The sequence below is a fragment of the Ruegeria sp. AD6 genome, from assembly GCF_056542325.1.
The window spans coordinates 21,797-40,065 of sequence record NZ_JBQFZQ010000002.1; the positions used below are offsets into that span (position 1 = coordinate 21,797).

An 18,269-nucleotide genomic window follows, 5' to 3' on the forward strand; every position below is an offset into this window, starting at 1 on the left:
GGAGGCGTTCTATGACTTGCGTTCAGCAGTGTCCAGAGGCTTTTTTACATTTTTTCAATGTGGCCGCTGAAGGGCTTCGGGCGGGTCGGAAATGTCGGCCTCGATGTCCTCTTCGCGTTGCGATGGAACCGCGTATGAGCCGTTGAGCCATTTGGCCAGATCAATATCCGCGCAACGCTTCGAGCAGAAAGGGCGGAAGCGGTTCACTGTCTCTTCACCACAGATCGGGCAGCTCATTTCCACACCTCTTTCAAAGGGATACGACCCCTTTTGCGCTGCAGTTCGAAGTGGCCCAGAGGGGTCCAGCCTGCCAGCGTTGTTTCGACGGGGTCGTGCCGGAAGGCGGTGCGCAAGGCTTGTTCGAAGCCGCGGCGGTCCTTCTTGGGCATCGGGGCCAGATCCAGCGTGATCTGTCCGCCTAGGCCCCGCACACGCAAGGCGCGGGCCAATTGTTTCGCACAGGCGAAGTTGGCCTTGGTTCCGGCCGCCAAGGACGTGTCAGAGCCGGTGTTTACGTCCACTGCCACCAGTGCCCGCGTGGGTTCGATGTACAAGAACCCTCCTCCGGTCAAAGGCTCTTTGATACTGCGCGCGGTTTCGAGCGCGTCCAGCACGCCGTGGGTTTCAAACCCGCCGGTCTGAGTGAAAACTTCTGCCGGGTCGGTCCAATCGCGCCATGCAAGCAGATGTGGACCATCCCCTTCGCACAGGGTTTCCGGCTCTGTTCCTGGATCGTTCACCACCCGTTCGGACTGTGCGAGCATGGCACTGATGTCTTCGGCAATCTCGTCAGCATCGGCCCCGGCGCAACAGGAACGCAGGATCAGCCCGTAAGGACTGTCGCCCATCATCTCATGCGCAATTTCAAGCAGCCGGTCCCGCTCATCCTCGTCCCTGATACTGCGCGAGATGTTCAGGCCGGGCGCATCGGGTGTGACAATGGCGTATCGGCTTTTGAACAGAACACGGTCTGTGACGGGCAGCGCCTTGCCGTCTTCTGCGTAGCCCGTGACCTGAACCAGCACCAAGGCACCCGGGGCCAGACCCTTCACCTGCCGCAGAAACGCCGGGCCGTCCGGGGTTGTCAGGAACATGCCCCCCTGCCCCTTGACCGGGCGATCCGCGCGGGCGCGGTAGATCGTACCGGGGGTTGGAGCGTCGCCAGCGATCAGAAAGTCGTCCAGCTTGCCATCCACCATCAAGGCCGCAGCTTCGCGGCCTTCTATGTGATCCAGAACAATGGTGCGGCCCTTCATGGCGTTCCTCGATGTAATGGGTAACCGATCGCTTGCAGCAGCCCCGATGTTTCGGCCAAAGGCAGACCAACGATGCCGGTGAATGAACCGGAAATCCAGGGGATGAAAGCACCTGCCGGACCTTGGATAGCATAGGCTCCAGCCTTGCCTTGCCAGTCCCCTGTTTCAAGGTAGGCGTTGACCTCAGTATCGGACAGACGCTTTACCCGAACTTGCGAAACCACGTCCTTTTGCAGAACACGGTCACCACGGCGTATGGCAACCGAGGTGATGACGCGGTGACGCCGACCGGACAGGGCAAAAAGAAATGCCGCCGCCTCACCTGCATCTTCAGGCTTTCCCAGAATGCGGCGACCCAAAGCAACCGTGGTATCCGCGCACAAAACGATATCCTCGGCATCGGCCTGCACGGCCTGCACTTTTCCGCGCGCGATACGGCTGCAATAGGGAACCGGCAGTTCCCCTTTCAGCGGCGTTTCGTCGATATTCGGGGGTCTGACAGCATCGGGCTGCACGCCAAGCTGAGCCAGCAGGTCCAGCCGCCTTGGGCTGCCCGATCCTAAGATAAACGCCATTGCGGCAGGCGTTACTTGAAGCGGTAGTTGATCCGACCCTTGGTCAGATCATAGGGGGTCATCTCGACCTGAACCTTGTCGCCGGCCAGAACACGGATGCGGTTCTTGCGCATCTTGCCTGCCGTATGTGCGATGATCTCATGGCCGTTTTCCAGCTCGACCCGAAACGTCGCATTAGGCAGGAGTTCCTTCACGACACCGGGAAATTCGAGCGTATCTTCCTTGGCCATGTTGTCTCCATCGTTACGTTGCACCCGCAGAATCTGCGGGGATGTGCGCTTAAATGAGCCTATTTCGGCCTTATTTCAAGGCCAGAATCATCAAAGCTGAGAGATTGTGGCCGATTCGACTCGGGGGAATTGTTCGTCCCAATGGGTTCGGTTCAGAACATGACCATCGGCGCGGACAGTGGCAATCGCGGTCAGATCAATGTCGGCATAGGTCCAGCCGGGCTGGTTCAGGGCACCCTCGGCCAGAACGCCGGTTTGCGGAAATCCCTTGTCGGGCGGGCCAAAGATGCCCCCGGTGCCGGTGTTCATATCAACCGCCTCGGACCAGTCATTGCTGCCGACGAGCGAGGACATCACCGTCACACACTGGTTTTCCAACGCCCGCGACATCGCACCAATCCGAACCCGCCAATAGCCCGAAAGCGCCTCGGTGCAGGACGGAACGAGGACGATATCCGCGTCGCTCAGCGCGCGGCCCAACAGGGGAAATTCACTGTCATAACAGATCAGAACGCCGATCTTGCCCAGCGCCGTATCGAACAGTTTGAGCGGACCGCCAGGGGCGATGTCCCAATCTTCACGCTCGAACCGGGTCATGATTTGCTTGTCCTGATGATCCTGCCGACCGTCCGGCGCATATAGCTCGGCGCGATTCACAGGACGGCCCGGCCCGGTAATCACCGGTGCCGAGGCCCCCAGAATGTACGCACTGTGCTCAGCTGCAAGGCGCTGTTGCAGGGCCTGCGCATCCCCCATCCGATCGGACACCGCCCGGATCGAGCGTTCCAGATCGCCTGCCACCTCGGGCCCGTCCAGTGTCGACAACTCCATCGCACCATATTCGGGGAAGACCAGCAGCTCGGCCCCCTGCCCTACGGCGTCCGAGACCCAGCGGTCCAGCTTGTCCTCATACTGCGCCCAACTGTCGAGCCAGTCGAGATTGTAGGCGGCGGCGGCGACTTTCATTTCAGCGATCCCAGCGTATCGGTCCGCGGGCGAGACTAATCGTCTATGTCCGAGTTTGTATAGTGAGCATGGGCGCGGAAACGCAAAAACCGTCGATTTGCCATTCAACTTTTGGCCGGTGTCAGGTCAATCGGTCCGTTGGCCGCCCGAAGCCAGGCCCCAACTCTCTTCGTACTGCCCCAAAATCCGCGACATATTCAGCAAGGAATCAAACAGTCTGGCGTACACGTCCCGTGACATCATCGGCTTACTGTCATCCAGCACATTCACAAGGTCCACGATGGTTGAGGCGAAACGTTCATAGACCACAGCATCTGCCGCTGTTGGGTCCAATGTCCAAATATCGTGCTCGTCATAATAGCGGGCTGGCTTGGGTTCGTTCTCAATCATTCTGTGACCTCGTTAATTCAAGGCCAACTTGAGGGGAAAACCCGCGCCGACAAGTCTGCTGGCAAGAAGTCACAAGATGTTGGCGGGAAAAAAGGTCCAAGCAACAGCCACTTGGACGATCCGGTCGGCTCCGATTGTCCTAAGGTGTCCCACCTATCAAGAAATGCCTAAAGATTTCTGATCCAGAACTGCAACGGCTTCAGCGTCTCACCGTCTTCCCCAATATCCTTCCACGAAAACTGCGCTATCACACCCGACAGGGGCTCATAGCCACGGGCGCGCCAGAATACGTCCAGCGGGCGGTAGTTCTCGGGTCTCAACGGGTGATCCGTCGGGCGCTGCACACCGCAAAAGGCGCATTTGGTAAAGCCCAAGGCGCGCGCATGAGCTTCACGCAAGTCAAAGAACTTATGCCCGACACCCTGCCCGCGATAGTCAGGCAACAGGACGGATTCCGCACAATAGAAGATCTGCGACAGGTCCAGACCCGTGCCATCGAACGCCACTGCGAAATCGTCAGCGTGATCCATCAACGGCGCGCCTGTTGACGCACCAACCAAACGATCCCCTTCAAACGCTCCCACGACGATGGCCTTGTCGCTATCGCGGTAGGATTGCAGATACGTCCGCTCGTACTCCAGATCGCCGTCGTACAAATACGGCCAGGCCCGAAACACCTCGATCCGCAGGCGCGCCACGTCGTCCAGAGCAGCCTCAAGCGCCGCTCCGGTCAGGGCGCGGACCGCGGTGACCTCAGCCATTCGAGACCTGCTTGGTCCAATCCGCAAGGTTGTAGAAAGTGGTGACGCGAGTGATTTTGCCGTCTTTCAGATCGAAGAACGACCCGGCCGGCAAGCGATAGGTCTGACCATGGGCATCCGGCAACCCTTCGTCGGTTTCCAGATAGGTGCCGTTGACGATGAACTCGGCTGCCGCACGGGTGCCGCCTTCGGCCTCGAACACTACGATGTCGGTCAGGTTCTCGCTATAGCAGCGGTTCATATGGGCGCAGAAAGCCGCGAATTTCTCTTTGCCGACGCGAATCTGGCCTTCGTTCACGTGATGGGCCACGTCATCGGACAAACAGGCCAGCATGCCGTCTAGATCCCCGGCGTTGAAGGCATCGAAATAGGTTTGAACGGTCTGTTTCATGGGTCACTCCGTTGGTTCGCCCCAGCGGTCTTTCAGATGCTTGATGATCTGATCGCGGGTCTGTCGGTAGTGGTGTAGCTTTGTTTCGCGCGTCTCACCCATCCCGGTAGGGTCCATTATTGGCCAATAATCGACATCCAGATGAAAAATCCGGGTCAGCTCCAGCGCTTTGCGCTGACTGGCGGGGGACAGGGCGACGATCAGGTCGAAGGAACTGAGGTCATCGCCCCATTCCTCCATCTCGTCGAATGAGCGTGAACGATGGCGGGACAGCTCAACATCGATCTCGTGGCAGACCGAGATGCAGAACCCGTCAATCTCAAGATCATTATGCACGCCGGCAGACTGCACATAGGTGCCGGTGCCGTAGAACTTTTTCATGATGCCCTCGGCCATCGGAGACCGAACCGAGTTGTGGTCGCAACAGAACAGGATCGACTGCGGCAGAGGCGTCACCCGTTAGCCTCCGAAATGCAGCACGCAGATCAGCGTGAACAGGCGTCGGGCGGTGTCAGTGTCCACATCGGCCTTGCCCTCAAGCCGCTCCTGCAACACCCGACTGCCTTCGTTGTGGATGCCGCGCCGGGCCATGTCGATGGTCTCGATCTGGCTGGGCGGCAGGGTTTTGACCGCGTTGAAATAGCTTTCGCAAATCTGGAAATAGTCTTTGACCACCTGACGGAACGGGCCAAGCGACAGGTGGAACTCAGCCGCTTTTTCCGCAGCTTCGGTGGCAATGTCGAAAACCAGCCGCTTGTCGCGGATCGACAGTTGCAGATGATACGGCCCGTCCGGCACCTGACGCCCGTCCCGCGCTGGCAGGGCAAAGCTGTTGTCTTCCAACAGATCATAGATGGCGACCTTACGCTCCTGCTCGATCTCGGGGGTCGGCGGGGGCAGGTTACGGTCGTCCAGTTCGATATGCGAAATGCGGGTCATCTTAACGGTCACAATCCTTCACGTCTGTTCAGACCTATAACAACGCATTTCATTGGGCAACGCACAGAAGCGCCATATTCCACAGGTCTTTGCGTCACATCAGCCGTTCAGCCGATTCAGACGCGCCGTCACCGACAATCCATGTGCCTCAAGGCTTTCGGATTGCGCAAGTTGCTCGGCTGCCGGACCGATGGCACGCAACGCTTCGGGTGTTATCTGGCTCAGCGTCGTGCGTTTGAGGAAATCCATAACGCTGAGGCCGGACGAAAACCGCGCAGACCGTGCCGTGGGCAGCACGTGGTTGGGGCCGCCCACATAATCGCCAATGGCTTCGGGCGTGTATTGACCCAGAAAGATCGCGCCCGCGTGGATGGTCTTTTCACTCAGCACCACCGGGTCTGCGACACACAGCTCAAGATGTTCAGGGGCAATACGGTTGGACAGCGCAGCGGCTTCCTCAAGATCACACACGGTGATGATCGCGCCAAAATCGCGCCAGCTTGCCCCGGCAATCTCGCGCCGCTGCAGGGTTTCCAGCCGCTTTTCAACGGCCCGCGCCACGGCCTGTCCGAATGCGGCATCATCCGTGATCAGGATCGACTGCGCGCTTTCGTCATGTTCGGCCTGGCTGAGCAGGTCCAGCGCGATCCAGTCCGGGTCATTGTCCTTGTCGGCAATGACCAGAATCTCGGACGGGCCCGCGATCATGTCGATGCCCACTTTGCCGAAAACCCGCCGCTTGGCAGCCGCGACAAAGGCATTGCCCGGACCTGTGATCTTGTCGACCGGCGCAATGGTCTGCGTGCCATGGGCCAGCGCGGCAACAGCCTGCGCGCCGCCGATGCGATAGATCTCGTCCACGCCTGCCAGTTGCGCCGCCAGCAGAACCAATGGATTTACCTGACCGCCCGGCGTCGGCACCACGATGGCCAGCCGTTCCACGCCCGCCACCTTTGCCGGTATGGCGTTCATCAGCACGGATGAGGGGTAAGAGGCCAACCCGCCCGGCACATAAAGCCCCGCCGCCGAAACCGCCGACCAGCGCCAGCCCAGCGTAGCCCCAGCAGCATCCGTCCATTGCTGATCCTGAGGCATCTGTTTTTCGTGATAGTCACGGATACGCGCAGCCGCCAGTTCCAATGCCGCACGGTCGGCCTCTGATACCTGTGCAACCGCTTCCGTCACCTCTTCGGCCGAAAACGCCAGCGTGTCAGGCGTCAGTTCCAGCCGGTCGAATTTGGCGGTCAGCTCGATCACTGCTGCATCGCCGCGTGCCCGGACATCCTCGATGATCCCGGCTACAACTGCATCAACATCCGGGCTGTCCTCGCGCTTGGCGGACAGCAGGGTTTGAAAAGCGGCTTCAAACTCGGGCGATGTGGTATCAAGGAATACGGGCATGATCGGGCACTCCGGAGCGTTTCACGGGGACATATCGCCGGGACCCGCAGGTCTCAACCCTTCTTGGCGGGGTGCAGCGATTTGCGCATGGGAAACTGGGTCATCCCGCGCCAGTCTTCCGGCTCGCCCGCCTGCACCCACCCGTATCTCAGGTAGAAGGCGCGCGCGGTATGCGTGGCATCCAAGGACGCTTGTTCACATTCCTGATCTGCAAGTTCTTGCTCCAGCCGCGCCAAAAGCGCCCGACCGATCCCACGACGGACATAAGACGGATCGACGTATAGCAGAGAAATCTTGGACCCCAGCCGCACGCCGCCGACGGCTGCAATCTGCCCGGCCAGTTCTGCGACCCAGACTTCGGACCCGGATTGAATCCATCCCCGAATGGTCTGCGGATCCTTGTTGGCCGTCCACAGGGACAGAAGATGCGGGTCTTTCCCATGATCCGCAGCACAAAGATGGGTGATCGACCGGATCAACACCTGGCTCATCTGGAACACGTCGAACACGGTGGCGCGGCGCAGCACCACCCCCTCGACAGGGTTGGTGAACGCCTGCGATATGCCGCGTTTATTCCGGATGGTTCGGTGCCTGACCGGACGGGGCCTGATAGGGCCGCGTCACGTCTTTGAGCGTTGCTTCAATGGCCTCAACCGTCAGTCGGATCGCTCCATCTCCGGCGAGCGTCAGCATGATCTGGCCCGCGCCATCTTCACCGGGCTCAAAATCGACCGACAGAAGCGACATGACCATATCCGTGTCGCTGCGATCGACACCCTGACTGGCCACCGACAGCACGGAATCAAAAACCAACACCGATTGCACCCGCTCGAACGGGCGGTCACGGCGCGTGGCTGCGTCCTTGTCCTCCCAGCGGAACCGGTTGAGCAGCAGGCCAAACCGGCGCTGCGAGGGATGCCATGTCATCTCTGTCACCGGAAACACGGCGTCCTGCGCGAGGGTTGAGATTACCTGCAGGTCATCCGCATCCTCGGCCCCCAGATTCAGCGGGGCCTCGCGCCCGTCTTCAAAGCTTGCGTCTGTCATTGGCCCTTGATCCGTTCGATTTTGGCACCCACACCTTCCAGCTTGCGCACCACATGTTCATATCCCCGATCCAGATGATAGACCCGGCTGACCGTAGTCTCACCTTCCGCCGCCAGCCCCGCAAGGATCAGCGAGACCGAGGCGCGCAGGTCGGTCGCCATTACCGGCGCACCTTTCAGACGTTCGACACCCGTCACCGTGGCGGTGCCGCCATGTACCTCGATATTCGCACCCATGCGCACGAGTTCGGGCGCATGCATAAAGCGGTTCTCGAAGATACGCTCTTCCAGTACCGAAGTCCCCTCGGCCGTGCACATCAGCGCCATCATCTGCGCCTGCAGATCGGTCGGGAAACCGGGGAAGGGCTCGGTCACCACGTCCACGGCGCGCACCGGTCCGTTTTTGCGGGTGACTTTCAGGCCTTTCTCGGTCTCTGTCACGCTGACGCCCGCTGCATCCAGCTTGGCCGCAAACGACTCGACGAGAGACAAACGCCCTCCAAGCAACTCCACCTCACCGCCGCAAATCGCCGGGGCCAGCATATAGGTGCCCAGCTCGATCCGGTCGGTCACAACCTGATGCGTTGCACCGTGCAGCCGCTCGACCCCCTGAATTTCGATGGTCGAAGTGCCCTCGCCGGAAATCTGCGCCCCCATCTTGCGCAAGCAGTCGACCAGATCGACAATCTCGGGCTCGCGCGCAGCGTTTTTCAGAACCGTAGTGCCCTTGGCCAGCGTCGCGGCCATGACGATGTTCTCGGTCGCACCCACCGAGGCAAAGCGCATCTCGTGCATCGCACCTTTCAATCCGCCCGGTGCCTTGGCGTGCAAATAGCCGTCTTTCAGCTCAATCTCGGCGCCCAGCGCCTCAAGCCCTTCGACATGCAGGTCCATCGGCCGCGCGCCAATCGCACACCCGCCCGGCAGCGACACAACCGCCTGTCCGAACCGCGCCAGCAACGGTCCCAGCACCAGATTCGAGGCGCGCATCTTGCGCACGATGTCATAATCAGCTGTCTGGCTGGTCAGGCTGTGGCTGGACATCGCGATCACCTGTCCATCCTGCAATGACGACACCTCGGCCCCCAACGACTGCAACAAGGCTGTCATGGTCTTGATGTCACTCAGCCGCGGCGCATTGGTCAGCGTCAGCGGTTCTTCGCTCAACAGCGTTGCAGGCATCAGCGTCAGACACGCGTTCTTGGCCCCCGCAATCGGTATCTGACCGTTTAGCGGCCCGTTGCCCGTCACCAGAATCGAATCCATTTGCTCTTATCCCTCGTCCTTACCGGCCTTGTTGTCGGATGCCGCCCGCGCCCTGGCCTGCGCCTTGCGCCGCGCCATGTTCGCCTTAAGCGCAGCCTTCAAACGCTCTTCCCGCGCATCCCCGGATTTGCCGTGTTTTTTAGGTGTATCTTTGTCTGCCATGGTCTTTCTCTACAGGAGGCGAAAAAAACCGTCCAGACACCCTTGCGCCCCGTTTCGTTTGAGTCTAATCACCCGCCCACAGCGCTGCTGTAGCTCAGAGGTAGAGCACTCCCTTGGTAAGGGAGAGGTCGAGAGTTCAATTCTCTCCAGCAGCACCATGATTCTCCTATATACATCAGAAACTTACGCCAAACCAACGGCTTACGTCGCCAGACTCCTACACAGGAGTCCTACACAGTGACCCTGACAATGCCCTCACCGACCAAAGACAAGTATAGCGGAATTTTCTACCTTCGGGTGCGCGTTCCGGCTGATTTGACACGACTCACCGGGAAAGCCGAGGTGACAAAATCGCTCCGCACCCGAGAACCAGCAGAAGCGAAAGAGCGGTTTGCGGTCGAGTATGCCAAACTTCAAAAGCGATGGGCATCCCTTCGAGCAAGACCAGAACCACTTCCGCTAAAGAACATCGTGGCCCTGTCTGGTCGTGTCTACTTCCGCTTAATGGAAACACTCGAACTAGAACCGGGTGAGCCGGAGGTTTGGCAGCGCCTATTGTCTCTGAGCGAACAAGCCGAAGCCGCCGAGAACGGTTTCGAAAGATGGTATGGAGAAGCAGCCAACGAGGTGCTTGCAGAACAGGGCATTGCATTAGACGCCACATCCCGCACGCGCCTTTTGCGTGAAATTCACAAGGCGTGGATACAGGCAGCCAACCAGCAAATGAAACGAGCGGAAGGCGATTTTGCCCCCGACCCGCAAGCCAATCGCTTCCCCAAATGGGAACACGCAGGTGCCCCTCAAAAGGCGACCCAAGGACCAACGCTGACAAGCCTGTTTGAACGATGGAAGAAAGATCATCTGAGCAATGGCAAAGCCCCAGCAACAGTTGATGACTTTGCCCAAAAGAAAGACGCACTAGTCGCGTATCTAGGGCATGAGGAAGTTAACAAGATCAAGCCTAAAGACATTGCCGATTGGTGCGACTACCTTCGGGACGAAAAAGGGCTGAAACCAAAGACAATCGGTCCAAAATACCTCGCGGCAATCAAAGCTATTCTGCGCTTGGCTCGCTCCAAGTTCCTGATTGAAGTTGACCCCTCTGAAGGCGTGTCTGTGAAAGTTCCGAAGCCAATATCGGCGCGCTCCAAAGGTTTCACCGATGACGAGGCAAAGCGAATACTGCAACGTTCAATCGAAGCTCTAAAGGAAGACACACGAGCGACCAGAAAGAACAAGCTTGCCTGTCGCTGGATACCTTGGATTTGCGCATACACGGGAGCAAGGGCGGGTGAAATCGCCCAGCTGCGCCAGCAGGACTTGAATACTACAGGTTCAATTCAATGGCTCTTGATCACGCCAGATGCAGGGAGTGTCAAAGCGGGTCGCTACAGGACCGTGCCATTGCATCCTCACCTTTTGGAGATTGGCCTAGTGGATTTCATAAAGAGCGCCGGTTCAGGTTACCTTTTCCACGATGGCGGGGAGACCCCAGAAGACGCTTTCAGGTTGTCCCAGAATGCGCGCGACAAGGTCGGCGATTGGGTCAGGAACAAAGTCGGCATCTCAGACCCAAGGATACAACCGAGTCACGCTTGGCGGCATCGGTTCAAGACACAGGCGCGGAATGCAGATGTGGATATTGCGTATCAAAACGCCATTTGCGGTCACGCAACAGGCAGTGTAGGCGACGACTACGGGGATTATCCCGTTGAAACGCTATACCGCGAAATCTGTAAGATACCTCGTATTGAGCTCGACTAGACGCTTAGAGCGACCTACCAGCAACCAAGGCATATTTTGGTCAAAATCGGCAGGCAAAACTCAAGCGAAGCTGGAAGGTCGCTTTAATCCGACCCACAAAAACCATTGAGAAATTTAACGGAGACAATTTTGTGAAGAATTACATTGTCGCAGGACTGTTGTGCCTTGTATTGGCCTTGGCCATCGGAGTTCGGCCAGTGCAAAAGACGGTAAATGAAGCGCTGATCCTCTAGTTCGGGACTTGTGCGATAGCCACGCAAACCTGAGAGTTTGTCAAGTTCTCTGAGATTTTAGCCTAGCCCGCGCCACCATTTGGATCGAAGATCACTACGAAATCCGCAACAATCTTACGCCACTCGAGTTCTTCTTTTTCTCGTCTTCGAGACTGATGACAATCGACCGCTTCACAGCCTCAATTCGGCCCAAGTAGGTCTGGCGATCCAGAGCAACAACACCAACGATTAGGATAGAACAAACAGTCTACAAGAGTTGTGGTTCAATGGTGAAAGTGGATGTATTCCAACAGTGGAACCAAGCAATTTAACGCTTGCAATTGACACCAGTCGCATTCATTTTCTGGTAGTCAAAATACCATTCTTGAATTTTATACTTTGAAAGACTTCAAATAGCATTGGGAGTTGAGAAATGGCATTGGCATCATTGCTTTACGAGTTGCTTGTAGCGGGATCGACTCTGCTAGCAAAAAGCGCTGCGGGAGAATTTGCGAAAAGTGCTGGCAAGGCTGCGTTTGAAAAACTATGCGACAAGCTTTCGTCCGAGCACAATGTTAAAACCCTAGGTCTTCTTGCGGAAGCACCAGAAAAACCGGGATATCAAGCTGCCATAAAGGGCGATCTCTCCGCTCCGGAAATCAGCAACGATGTGCAAGTCTTGGAATTGGCTGAAGAACTTCGTGAAGCAATCGAATCTCTTCCAGAACATACCACCGCCGCTTATGCGATTGACGCCGACACAATTCGTGCGGGTGGTAGTCAGATCTTTAGTGCCATTCAAGGCATTCGGGCTGGGCGCATCGAAGCCGATGAAGATCAAATCTTTGAGGATGTATCAAGCCCGGGAAAGCGACAAGCGACGGACTAAACGCCGAGCCTCCGTCGCATGACATCGGCGTAGCCATTGCAGGCCGAGACCAGCATTTCCACAAGCACAACGACGTGAGAATTGATGTCGAACTCGTCTTGACGTTGGCCGAGGCCAAAGGCTACGTCCCGCCAGAGGAAGTCGACGCTCTCCGAGCAAGTGTCGCCCGCACCGAGCATGATTTATATCTCATGCGGCTTGAACACCCTGATTGGAAGTCAGATATCGACGGAGCAATCGCAGCATTCAACTCGAGCGACCTTGATGGTGCACGTTCTGCCTTCCAGCGCATCGACAATTTGATCTCAAGCCGCCGAAAGGAACTTCAGACTGAAGAGGCGCGATTAAAACATGCTCAAGCAACACTTCTTTATTCCTTTGAAATATCCAAGTCGGCGCCACTGCTTCTTGAGGCTGCGAAGTTGGCCGAAACCCGGTTCGACTATTGGCTAGAGAGCGGGCGTGCTCAGATGACGTTGGGGGACTCTAAACAGTCCATTTATTGCCTAACCGAGGCCTTCAAACTTGCCCGTGATAGCGACGAAGAGGAACAACTGGCTCAGGTTTTATTTGAAGTTGGTGTCTTTGCTATGCAAGGAGGGATGATAGATGGTGCGCAAAAACTATTTGAAATCGCATTTTCCTTTGCAAATGACATCATCAAGGAAAACGGTTCAGCTGGTTTGGCAAAGGGCGGAGTCATAGCGGCGGCGTGTGGAGAGCGGTTGGGAGATATAGCATTCGCTCGCGGAGATTACGAAAAAGCACAAGAATATTATGAAGCCGAACTAACCCTTACTCGAAGATTTTATGAAATAGTTCCAGACGAAATCCAGTTGTTGAACAATTACGTCAGTGCTCAACGCAAGTTAGCAGGCCTGAACAATGCGCAAGGAGAAAGCGCAAAAGCAGAGAATCTTTTGAACAAAGCTGAAAGCCTTGTCAGAGCAAAGTCTAGTGAAATGGGTGAAAACTTGGATTGGAAAAGCCTACACTGCGCCACTTTGCTTGAGCTAGGCCTGACACAAAACCTTATGGAAAAGAACCAACTAGCGCAGGAGACCTTTTCCGAATCTGCGGTTTATGCGCGGGACTTACTGAACCAAGATAAAAATAACGTTTCCTGGATAATGATGGGTGCTGGTGCTTTCGAAGGGTTAGCCGACACTTTCTTGAACGACGAACACTTTTCTGAAGCTAAGGGGTTCTATCAGCAAGCCGGTGGTCTCTATCGTGTGCTTCTTAACTTGAACGCTCGGCAGCGGGAGCCGATTCTTAAATTATCAATGCTATTTATCAAACTTGCAGTTGCAGACGAAGAAAACGAATTGGAGCATGTGACAAATGCTATGAAGATTCTCGAGCTCGCAAAGAAAGACGAAATCCTCGTGCCAAACGATGAAAGTGTATTAGAATTTGTTCAGGAACAATATCGGGCGGTCTCTGAAAGCTCCGATGGGTCTGTCTAGGTAAGTCACTCTTTGAGCAAGATAGCTTGCTGTTTACAATCTATATCTCTGTGAACGGATCGACGGCCGACCGAGGAAGAAGAAGCCTTTGAAGATGGTCGATTGGGAATGCCCCGCCATTGCATCGCTAATGCCATGTAAATTGAGAGTCGAAAAAACTTGCAATTAGCCGAAACGGCTTACTTGCATACTGAAGGAGAGAAACCCGCGTTCTTAACCTTCAACAAAGACCTTTTGACTATAGTTAGCGGATACTCTTCGCCACCAAAGGTCTTCCCCTAATTCCGCGCCGAATGGCCTTACACATTGTCTGTAGACGTCTTATCCACACCGGCTTTGGTCACTACTAGTATCTGCAGTGGCACCTTGGGCACGAGTAGTGGAACGCGCAAACGGGAAGATATTGCAAATGCAAAGGCCTACGGGACAAATTCTGGATGCCCAACTAGGGGAGGTGAACGGGGCGCGTTTAGTAGCGATCAAATTGACCGTGAGACGGCATTTGCGAAGACAACGGTTTTTATTCTGCTTCTCCCACGCCTGTTGCTTTAGCGTTTTGTGCCTTTTTCCACGCTTCCTGTGTTGTCTGCGAACCCACAACTTCCACGAAGTCGTCCGGGGTCTGTGTCGCAAATTGCTTCACGGCATCGCGACCCTTCGCGAAGTAAAGTGTGGTGCCCGTTATAGGTTCGATGCCGGTGTGAACATTGTCTCCCTTGGATTGTGCCCAGAATCCGAGGTGTTCGGCCGCCTTGCGAAGATGCATATGCGACCAAGGGAAATCGTCACCAAAAACAGCCTCAATAGCTGCGCGCATTTCTTGGACGGCATCATAAGGACGTTTAGGATTGCGGGGATCGACGTCCGCAGGCGTCGACAACTGAACGTTGCCGACAAGTTTGTAGGCAGGCGAACCCTCCTCCTGAACAAGCGTTCCGGTGTCAATTAGGTTTAGCTCTGTTGCTGCGCTGGCTGGCAAGTAGAAAGTCATCTCCTTTTCAGTATCAGCGCCACTATTTCGAGGGTCCGCAACGACAACCTGATCGAAACCAATGTCGCGCCCCCGGCTAAGATATGAAAAGATCTCGCTTCTCGTCTTTTCGTCTCGGGAGATTAGGAGTTGCGAAAATTCTTCGCCAGTAATCGGTGCAGTTTGACCTCTTCTACGGGTGTAGACGGTCCCTTTTCTCAGGAAGGGATCGCTTCCTTGACCACCTGCAATATCGCGAATTGCTATTGAAGGTGGCTTCTGAAGTGCCTCGACTATCAAAACACCTAGAAGCCGATCATGTATATCGATGGTGCAAAACTCTGTGATCGGCATCGGCGAGATCGCTTGCGCGATTTGCTCGGACTGTTGACCCTCATCCAATATGTTGCCCCCAATACCCACTAACAATCTGGGATTGTCGGAAACGCCAAATATGATGCAACCACCTGTTTTGTTCGCAAAAGCGGCGATGGTTTTCAGCGATTTCCTAAATGTCGGCAGCGCCATGTCGCGCTTAAACTCAAGGTCCGTGCTTTCTCGGGCAGTCACACGATACTCACCATCATCCTTTGGAACTAGAGTAAGTCTCGCGATCAACTCTTCCACGTTCATCAAAAAAACTTCCCTGCAAATTGATGCTTATAGGATTGCGCAACTCACCACTGGGTTGCAAGCAGCTGAGGAGCTTCGGTCCAAATTTTCACTGGAACAAAAGCAGTTTGAACGCAAAAATCTGGCGACCTGAGATAGAAAAAAAGCCTGTGACTTCCCCCCATGGAGGCACCTCTCGCGCTGAACTAACTCCAATAGCGAAACATTTTTCACTTATGAAATAAAAGCAATGGGTTGACGCCATCTTGGCGTGCGCCCGTGATGCCGCCACATGGTATCTCTGCTTGCGTCGTAAATCCCCAAAAGGACAACATATGATCATCTTCGATATCTGCTTTGGTCGCTTCTCTATTGTCGCTCAAAGAGAGACTGAATGGCACACCTTTAGTGTTGGCTGTGATGGTCTTGGAGAGGTTACTTCTGATCTACTCAATTGCAGCCCAATTCAAAAAAACGATAAGAAGGCAAATAAATACTGTTCACAGGGTATGCTCTAGCGAACAGGTCGTGGGACGCTTGCTGTGGTGTTCACTAGGGTTGACTTTACATTATGAACACCTCATGTCTGTGAACAGAATCCAAATGAACAGGCAGCCCATGACCAAAACATTCCTCTATGTCCGCGTCTCCACCACTGAACAGACCAGCGAACACCAGTTAAAGCAGGCGCAGGACGCTGGCTTTCACATCCTCGCCGAAGATGTAATCACAGACCATGGAACCTCTGGGGTCAGCACGAGGCTGGCCGACAGGGAAGGCGGAAAAGAACTCCTTCACAAGTTGCGCGATGGGGACACTTTGGTTGTTCGCTGGCTAGACCGATTGGGAAGAAACTACCGGGATGTTACCGATACTCTCAGGGAGTTGCTGCGTCGCGGTGTGACCATCAAAACTGTGATCAACCGACAGACGTTTGAAGCGCACCCCAAGAGCGCCACAGACGAAGCTGTGAGAGACGCCCTTATCGGTTTCATGGCGGCACAGGCCGAAGCTCAGGCACAAGCAACCAAGGAAGCTCAGGCTGCGGGTATCGCTCATCACAAAGCTACTTCGCCTGAAAAATTCAGGGGGCGAAAGCCCACGTTCAATCGCGAACAGTTTGAAGAGGTGACGGCACTCGCTGAAGCTGGTCAGGGCCACTCAGCGATTGCGAAGGCAACGGGTCTCAACCGGAACGCCGTCATTCGCATTGCCGCAGACCCTCAGAAAGCAAAATCCATGCTCATCAAATGGGACATGTGGGCTCGGCCACAAGACGCTGCCTAACGCGAAACGTCAGAACCCACATACTAGTCCTAAAAGAGCGGTCCTGAGCGGTCAGCCGGTCAACACGCGGAGATTTTATCCCTGCTTTGGCTAAGCGATGAAGGCCCGCCCCTTTAGCGAAAAGAAAGATGCTCAGTCTTGGTGTCGCTTTCGCGGGACCGTATCGGTTGCCCTTTGGTTGCCACGTCGGGCTTGTGAGAGTGCATGCCTGACCGGGGGTGCTATCGGTGCTTTTCGCATTTTGTAGCAAATCAAGCCGACTGCGCCCCCACGGCTGACACACCCAAAAAAACCTGAAACCCAACGCGCATGTAGAAAGGTAACTATCATGCTCGAACAAACACGCCTTCTCCCAAGAGAAATCTGCTTTGACGACAACCTGAACATTCGTTCCACCGGGATCGACGAGACCCACGTCCGCACCCTTAGGAACCTCTATCGTAATGGCGTTATGGTGGACCCTATCACCGTTCGTAAGGCACCCTCTGAAGCACCGACCGCATATGTGATGGTAGATGGCATGCACCGGCTGGCCGCCTTCGAGGAAGCGTTCCCCGGCACCAATGAGGGCATCCTTTGCGTTGTCATTGAAGGAGACCAAAAGGACGCCTTCATGGCCGCCTTGATGGCAAACCGAAAGGTCTCGAGAAGTCTGACCGCCATGGAGCGTGTGAACGCGGCTTGGAAGATTGTAAGAGAGTTCTCCGAGGTGTCCAAGAAAGACACCGTGGAAGCGACTGGGGTCTCCCGCACAACCGTTGGCACGATGAGATCGAGATGGCGAGAACTCCAAGAAGCGGGCACCACGCACATCTCAGGAAACTGGATAACCGACAAAGGAACCTCCAACTGGGAACCCGAGGACATATCCGAGGAAGAGTTCCGGCAGAGAGCCACAGTCATGAAGCGAAAGCTCCGGCAGGCCGCAGGCAAATCACAACGGCACAACTTCCGACTGTTCTCAACGGCACTCATTGAAGCCTTCACCGCAAGCGATCTGGCTGAAGCAATCAAATGCGTCGCTGATTGGGAAGATGCCATGGAGAACGACGACTTCTGACGAAGACGAACAGACGTTCTACACTCGGCACCCGACGACCTTCAATGAGCCGTCGAGGCACCCTCAATGAACCCCAAGGTGAGCCTGCAAGGGAGCGTGAATGGGCCTCAGGGTGGTCACGTTATATGGTCAATTTGACCACCCACGACGATTTTCGCTCCCTGTCGGCCCATCCGGCAAGGTTTTTCTATGCCCGAAAGGAAAAGCATGACCAAAACTTACACGCGTCCAACTGGCTCAGATGCCACCACAGTCGGCGAGCGCAATCGAACCCGATGGACGAGATACCTACGCAACCGGTTGAAAGATTTGGTTCATCCCATGGCATTCAACAGCGCTGAGGAAAACTCGGTTGTCGATGCGCTACATCAGCAAAGGGCATCTTCGGCCAAATTCCCTTGGCAAGACCGACCAACATGGACGAACGCCCGCATCCGCATAGACCAGATGGCAACGCTTGAACTGCTTCAGAAGCGACACCTCACGGCCACCGGGAAGGAAATCTCAAAGGCTGAGGTCTTGGCAGCTCTTATGGCCTGTGGAATCGAAACGATCATCAAACACGAGGAATTCAGCGGCACGACCAATTGAACCTAAGTCTCTTGGCCAATGGTGAAAGTAAG

Annotated in this window: 22 protein-coding genes and 1 tRNA gene; 7 read left to right on the top strand and 16 right to left on the bottom strand. The window is 55.7% G+C overall.

The window, feature by feature from the left end; translation table 11 throughout:
- Positions 1-54: 54 nt before the first annotated feature.
- The 15 genes from ACR0KJ_RS07005 to ACR0KJ_RS07075 form a co-directional block, all read right to left on the bottom strand.
- Positions 55-237, bottom strand: a complete 183-nt coding sequence (locus ACR0KJ_RS07005; RefSeq protein ID WP_480626292.1) for a DNA gyrase inhibitor YacG — start codon at positions 235-237, stop codon at positions 55-57.
- Entirely contained in the window at positions 234-1,256 is a 1,023-nt protein-coding gene (locus ACR0KJ_RS07010) for a ribonuclease E/G (RefSeq protein WP_480626293.1), read from the bottom strand. The genes ACR0KJ_RS07005 and ACR0KJ_RS07010 overlap by 4 nt, the downstream gene beginning before the upstream one ends.
- Complete coding sequence (locus ACR0KJ_RS07015) at positions 1,253-1,831, bottom strand: Maf family protein (RefSeq protein ID WP_480626294.1); 579 nt, start codon at positions 1,829-1,831, stop codon at positions 1,253-1,255. The genes ACR0KJ_RS07010 and ACR0KJ_RS07015 overlap by 4 nt, the downstream gene beginning before the upstream one ends.
- Positions 1,832-1,842: 11 nt before the next feature.
- A complete protein-coding gene (infA, locus tag ACR0KJ_RS07020; protein WP_005978431.1) occupies positions 1,843-2,061 on the bottom strand; it encodes a translation initiation factor IF-1 in 219 nt (72 codons plus the stop codon).
- A gap of 90 nt (positions 2,062-2,151) precedes the next feature.
- On the bottom strand, positions 2,152-3,027 hold the full coding sequence (locus tag ACR0KJ_RS07025; RefSeq protein WP_480626295.1) for a carbon-nitrogen hydrolase family protein: 876 nt from the start codon (positions 3,025-3,027) through the stop codon (positions 2,152-2,154).
- Between the two features lie 126 nt (positions 3,028-3,153).
- The gene (locus ACR0KJ_RS07030; protein ID WP_170452405.1) at positions 3,154-3,417 is read right to left on the bottom strand and encodes a hypothetical protein; all 264 of its coding nucleotides are present in this window, start codon (positions 3,415-3,417) and stop codon (positions 3,154-3,156) included.
- Positions 3,418-3,584: 167 nt separating this feature from the next.
- The gene (locus tag ACR0KJ_RS07035; RefSeq protein ID WP_170452407.1) at positions 3,585-4,178 is read right to left on the bottom strand and encodes a GNAT family N-acetyltransferase; all 594 of its coding nucleotides are present in this window, start codon (positions 4,176-4,178) and stop codon (positions 3,585-3,587) included.
- Complete coding sequence (locus ACR0KJ_RS07040; RefSeq protein WP_170452409.1) at positions 4,171-4,569, bottom strand: ketosteroid isomerase-related protein; 399 nt, start codon at positions 4,567-4,569, stop codon at positions 4,171-4,173. Before ACR0KJ_RS07040 ends, ACR0KJ_RS07035 begins: the two co-directional genes overlap by 8 nt.
- Positions 4,570-4,572: 3 nt before the next feature.
- Positions 4,573-5,025, bottom strand: coding sequence for an arsenate-mycothiol transferase ArsC (locus tag ACR0KJ_RS07045; RefSeq protein WP_170452411.1), 453 nt, complete (start codon positions 5,023-5,025; stop codon positions 4,573-4,575).
- Between the two features lie 3 nt (positions 5,026-5,028).
- Positions 5,029-5,508, bottom strand: coding sequence for a UPF0262 family protein (locus ACR0KJ_RS07050; RefSeq protein ID WP_170452413.1), 480 nt, complete (start codon positions 5,506-5,508; stop codon positions 5,029-5,031).
- Positions 5,509-5,607: 99 nt separating this feature from the next.
- On the bottom strand, positions 5,608-6,909 hold the full coding sequence (gene hisD, locus ACR0KJ_RS07055; protein WP_480626296.1) for a histidinol dehydrogenase: 1,302 nt from the start codon (positions 6,907-6,909) through the stop codon (positions 5,608-5,610).
- Between the two features lie 53 nt (positions 6,910-6,962).
- Positions 6,963-7,436 (bottom strand): GNAT family N-acetyltransferase, encoded by a 474-nt coding sequence (locus tag ACR0KJ_RS07060; protein ID WP_480582473.1) that lies wholly within the window; start codon positions 7,434-7,436, stop codon positions 6,963-6,965.
- Between the two features lie 43 nt (positions 7,437-7,479).
- Complete coding sequence (locus ACR0KJ_RS07065) at positions 7,480-7,956, bottom strand: DUF2948 family protein (protein ID WP_170452417.1); 477 nt, start codon at positions 7,954-7,956, stop codon at positions 7,480-7,482.
- Entirely contained in the window at positions 7,953-9,221 is a 1,269-nt protein-coding gene (murA, locus tag ACR0KJ_RS07070) for a UDP-N-acetylglucosamine 1-carboxyvinyltransferase (RefSeq protein ID WP_170452419.1), read from the bottom strand. The genes ACR0KJ_RS07065 and murA overlap by 4 nt, the downstream gene beginning before the upstream one ends.
- A 6-nt stretch (positions 9,222-9,227) precedes the next feature.
- On the bottom strand, positions 9,228-9,383 hold the full coding sequence (locus ACR0KJ_RS07075; protein WP_170452420.1) for a hypothetical protein: 156 nt from the start codon (positions 9,381-9,383) through the stop codon (positions 9,228-9,230).
- A gap of 83 nt (positions 9,384-9,466) precedes the next feature.
- Here ACR0KJ_RS07075 and ACR0KJ_RS07080 point away from each other — a divergent pair.
- From ACR0KJ_RS07080 to ACR0KJ_RS07095, 4 genes are all read left to right on the top strand, one after another.
- Positions 9,467-9,541 (top strand) — tRNA-Thr (locus ACR0KJ_RS07080).
- A gap of 79 nt (positions 9,542-9,620) precedes the next feature.
- The gene (locus tag ACR0KJ_RS07085) at positions 9,621-11,147 is read left to right on the top strand and encodes a DUF6538 domain-containing protein (RefSeq protein ID WP_480626297.1); all 1,527 of its coding nucleotides are present in this window, start codon (positions 9,621-9,623) and stop codon (positions 11,145-11,147) included.
- Between the two features lie 645 nt (positions 11,148-11,792).
- Positions 11,793-12,248 carry a hypothetical protein gene (locus tag ACR0KJ_RS07090; RefSeq protein ID WP_480626298.1) on the top strand — a complete coding sequence of 152 codons (456 nt, stop codon included), beginning with the start codon at positions 11,793-11,795 and terminating at the stop codon, positions 12,246-12,248.
- Positions 12,249-12,322: 74 nt separating this feature from the next.
- The gene (locus ACR0KJ_RS07095) at positions 12,323-13,717 is read left to right on the top strand and encodes a hypothetical protein (RefSeq protein WP_480626299.1); all 1,395 of its coding nucleotides are present in this window, start codon (positions 12,323-12,325) and stop codon (positions 13,715-13,717) included.
- A gap of 520 nt (positions 13,718-14,237) precedes the next feature.
- On the opposite strand, the gene ACR0KJ_RS07100 is transcribed toward ACR0KJ_RS07095, so the two are convergent.
- Complete coding sequence (locus tag ACR0KJ_RS07100) at positions 14,238-15,320, bottom strand: ATP-binding protein (protein WP_480626300.1); 1,083 nt, start codon at positions 15,318-15,320, stop codon at positions 14,238-14,240.
- 597 nt (positions 15,321-15,917) lie between these two features.
- On the opposite strand from ACR0KJ_RS07100, the gene ACR0KJ_RS07105 reads away from it, so the two are divergent.
- The 3 genes from ACR0KJ_RS07105 to ACR0KJ_RS07115 all read left to right on the top strand — a co-directional run bounded on the left by ACR0KJ_RS07105 (position 15,918) and on the right by ACR0KJ_RS07115 (position 18,237).
- Positions 15,918-16,586: a recombinase family protein gene (locus ACR0KJ_RS07105; protein ID WP_480626301.1), complete on the top strand. Its 669-nt coding sequence runs from the start codon at positions 15,918-15,920 to the stop codon at positions 16,584-16,586.
- A gap of 328 nt (positions 16,587-16,914) precedes the next feature.
- Complete coding sequence (locus tag ACR0KJ_RS07110; RefSeq protein ID WP_480626302.1) at positions 16,915-17,646, top strand: hypothetical protein; 732 nt, start codon at positions 16,915-16,917, stop codon at positions 17,644-17,646.
- A 207-nt stretch (positions 17,647-17,853) separates the two neighbouring features.
- Complete coding sequence (locus ACR0KJ_RS07115; protein ID WP_480626303.1) at positions 17,854-18,237, top strand: hypothetical protein; 384 nt, start codon at positions 17,854-17,856, stop codon at positions 18,235-18,237.
- The last annotated feature ends 32 nt before the right edge of the window (positions 18,238-18,269 follow it).

Bases quoted from the DNA above. Each gene is read 5' to 3' on its own strand.
- ACR0KJ_RS07050 (WP_170452413.1), bottom strand. From the start codon at position 5,508: ATGACCCGCATTTCGCATATCGAACTGGACGACCGTAACCTGCCCCCG.
- ACR0KJ_RS07040 (WP_170452409.1), bottom strand. From the start codon at position 4,569: ATGAAACAGACCGTTCAAACCTATTTCGATGCCTTCAACGCCGGGGAT.
- murA (WP_170452419.1), bottom strand. From the start codon at position 9,221: ATGGATTCGATTCTGGTGACGGGCAACGGGCCGCTAAACGGTCAGATA.
- hisD (WP_480626296.1), bottom strand. From the start codon at position 6,909: ATGCCCGTATTCCTTGATACCACATCGCCCGAGTTTGAAGCCGCTTTT.
- ACR0KJ_RS07100 (WP_480626300.1), bottom strand. From the start codon at position 15,320: ATGAACGTGGAAGAGTTGATCGCGAGACTTACTCTAGTTCCAAAGGAT.
- ACR0KJ_RS07110 (WP_480626302.1), top strand. From the start codon at position 16,915: ATGCTCGAACAAACACGCCTTCTCCCAAGAGAAATCTGCTTTGACGAC.
- ACR0KJ_RS07010 (WP_480626293.1), bottom strand. From the start codon at position 1,256: ATGAAGGGCCGCACCATTGTTCTGGATCACATAGAAGGCCGCGAAGCT.
- ACR0KJ_RS07035 (WP_170452407.1), bottom strand. From the start codon at position 4,178: ATGGCTGAGGTCACCGCGGTCCGCGCCCTGACCGGAGCGGCGCTTGAG.
- ACR0KJ_RS07030 (WP_170452405.1), bottom strand. From the start codon at position 3,417: ATGATTGAGAACGAACCCAAGCCAGCCCGCTATTATGACGAGCACGAT.
- ACR0KJ_RS07105 (WP_480626301.1), top strand. From the start codon at position 15,918: ATGACCAAAACATTCCTCTATGTCCGCGTCTCCACCACTGAACAGACC.
- ACR0KJ_RS07065 (WP_170452417.1), bottom strand. From the start codon at position 7,956: ATGACAGACGCAAGCTTTGAAGACGGGCGCGAGGCCCCGCTGAATCTG.
- ACR0KJ_RS07090 (WP_480626298.1), top strand. From the start codon at position 11,793: ATGGCATTGGCATCATTGCTTTACGAGTTGCTTGTAGCGGGATCGACT.
- ACR0KJ_RS07025 (WP_480626295.1), bottom strand. From the start codon at position 3,027: ATGAAAGTCGCCGCCGCCGCCTACAATCTCGACTGGCTCGACAGTTGG.
- ACR0KJ_RS07075 (WP_170452420.1), bottom strand. From the start codon at position 9,383: ATGGCAGACAAAGATACACCTAAAAAACACGGCAAATCCGGGGATGCG.
- infA (WP_005978431.1), bottom strand. From the start codon at position 2,061: ATGGCCAAGGAAGATACGCTCGAATTTCCCGGTGTCGTGAAGGAACTC.
- ACR0KJ_RS07005 (WP_480626292.1), bottom strand. From the start codon at position 237: ATGAGCTGCCCGATCTGTGGTGAAGAGACAGTGAACCGCTTCCGCCCT.
- ACR0KJ_RS07015 (WP_480626294.1), bottom strand. From the start codon at position 1,831: ATGGCGTTTATCTTAGGATCGGGCAGCCCAAGGCGGCTGGACCTGCTG.
- ACR0KJ_RS07115 (WP_480626303.1), top strand. From the start codon at position 17,854: ATGACCAAAACTTACACGCGTCCAACTGGCTCAGATGCCACCACAGTC.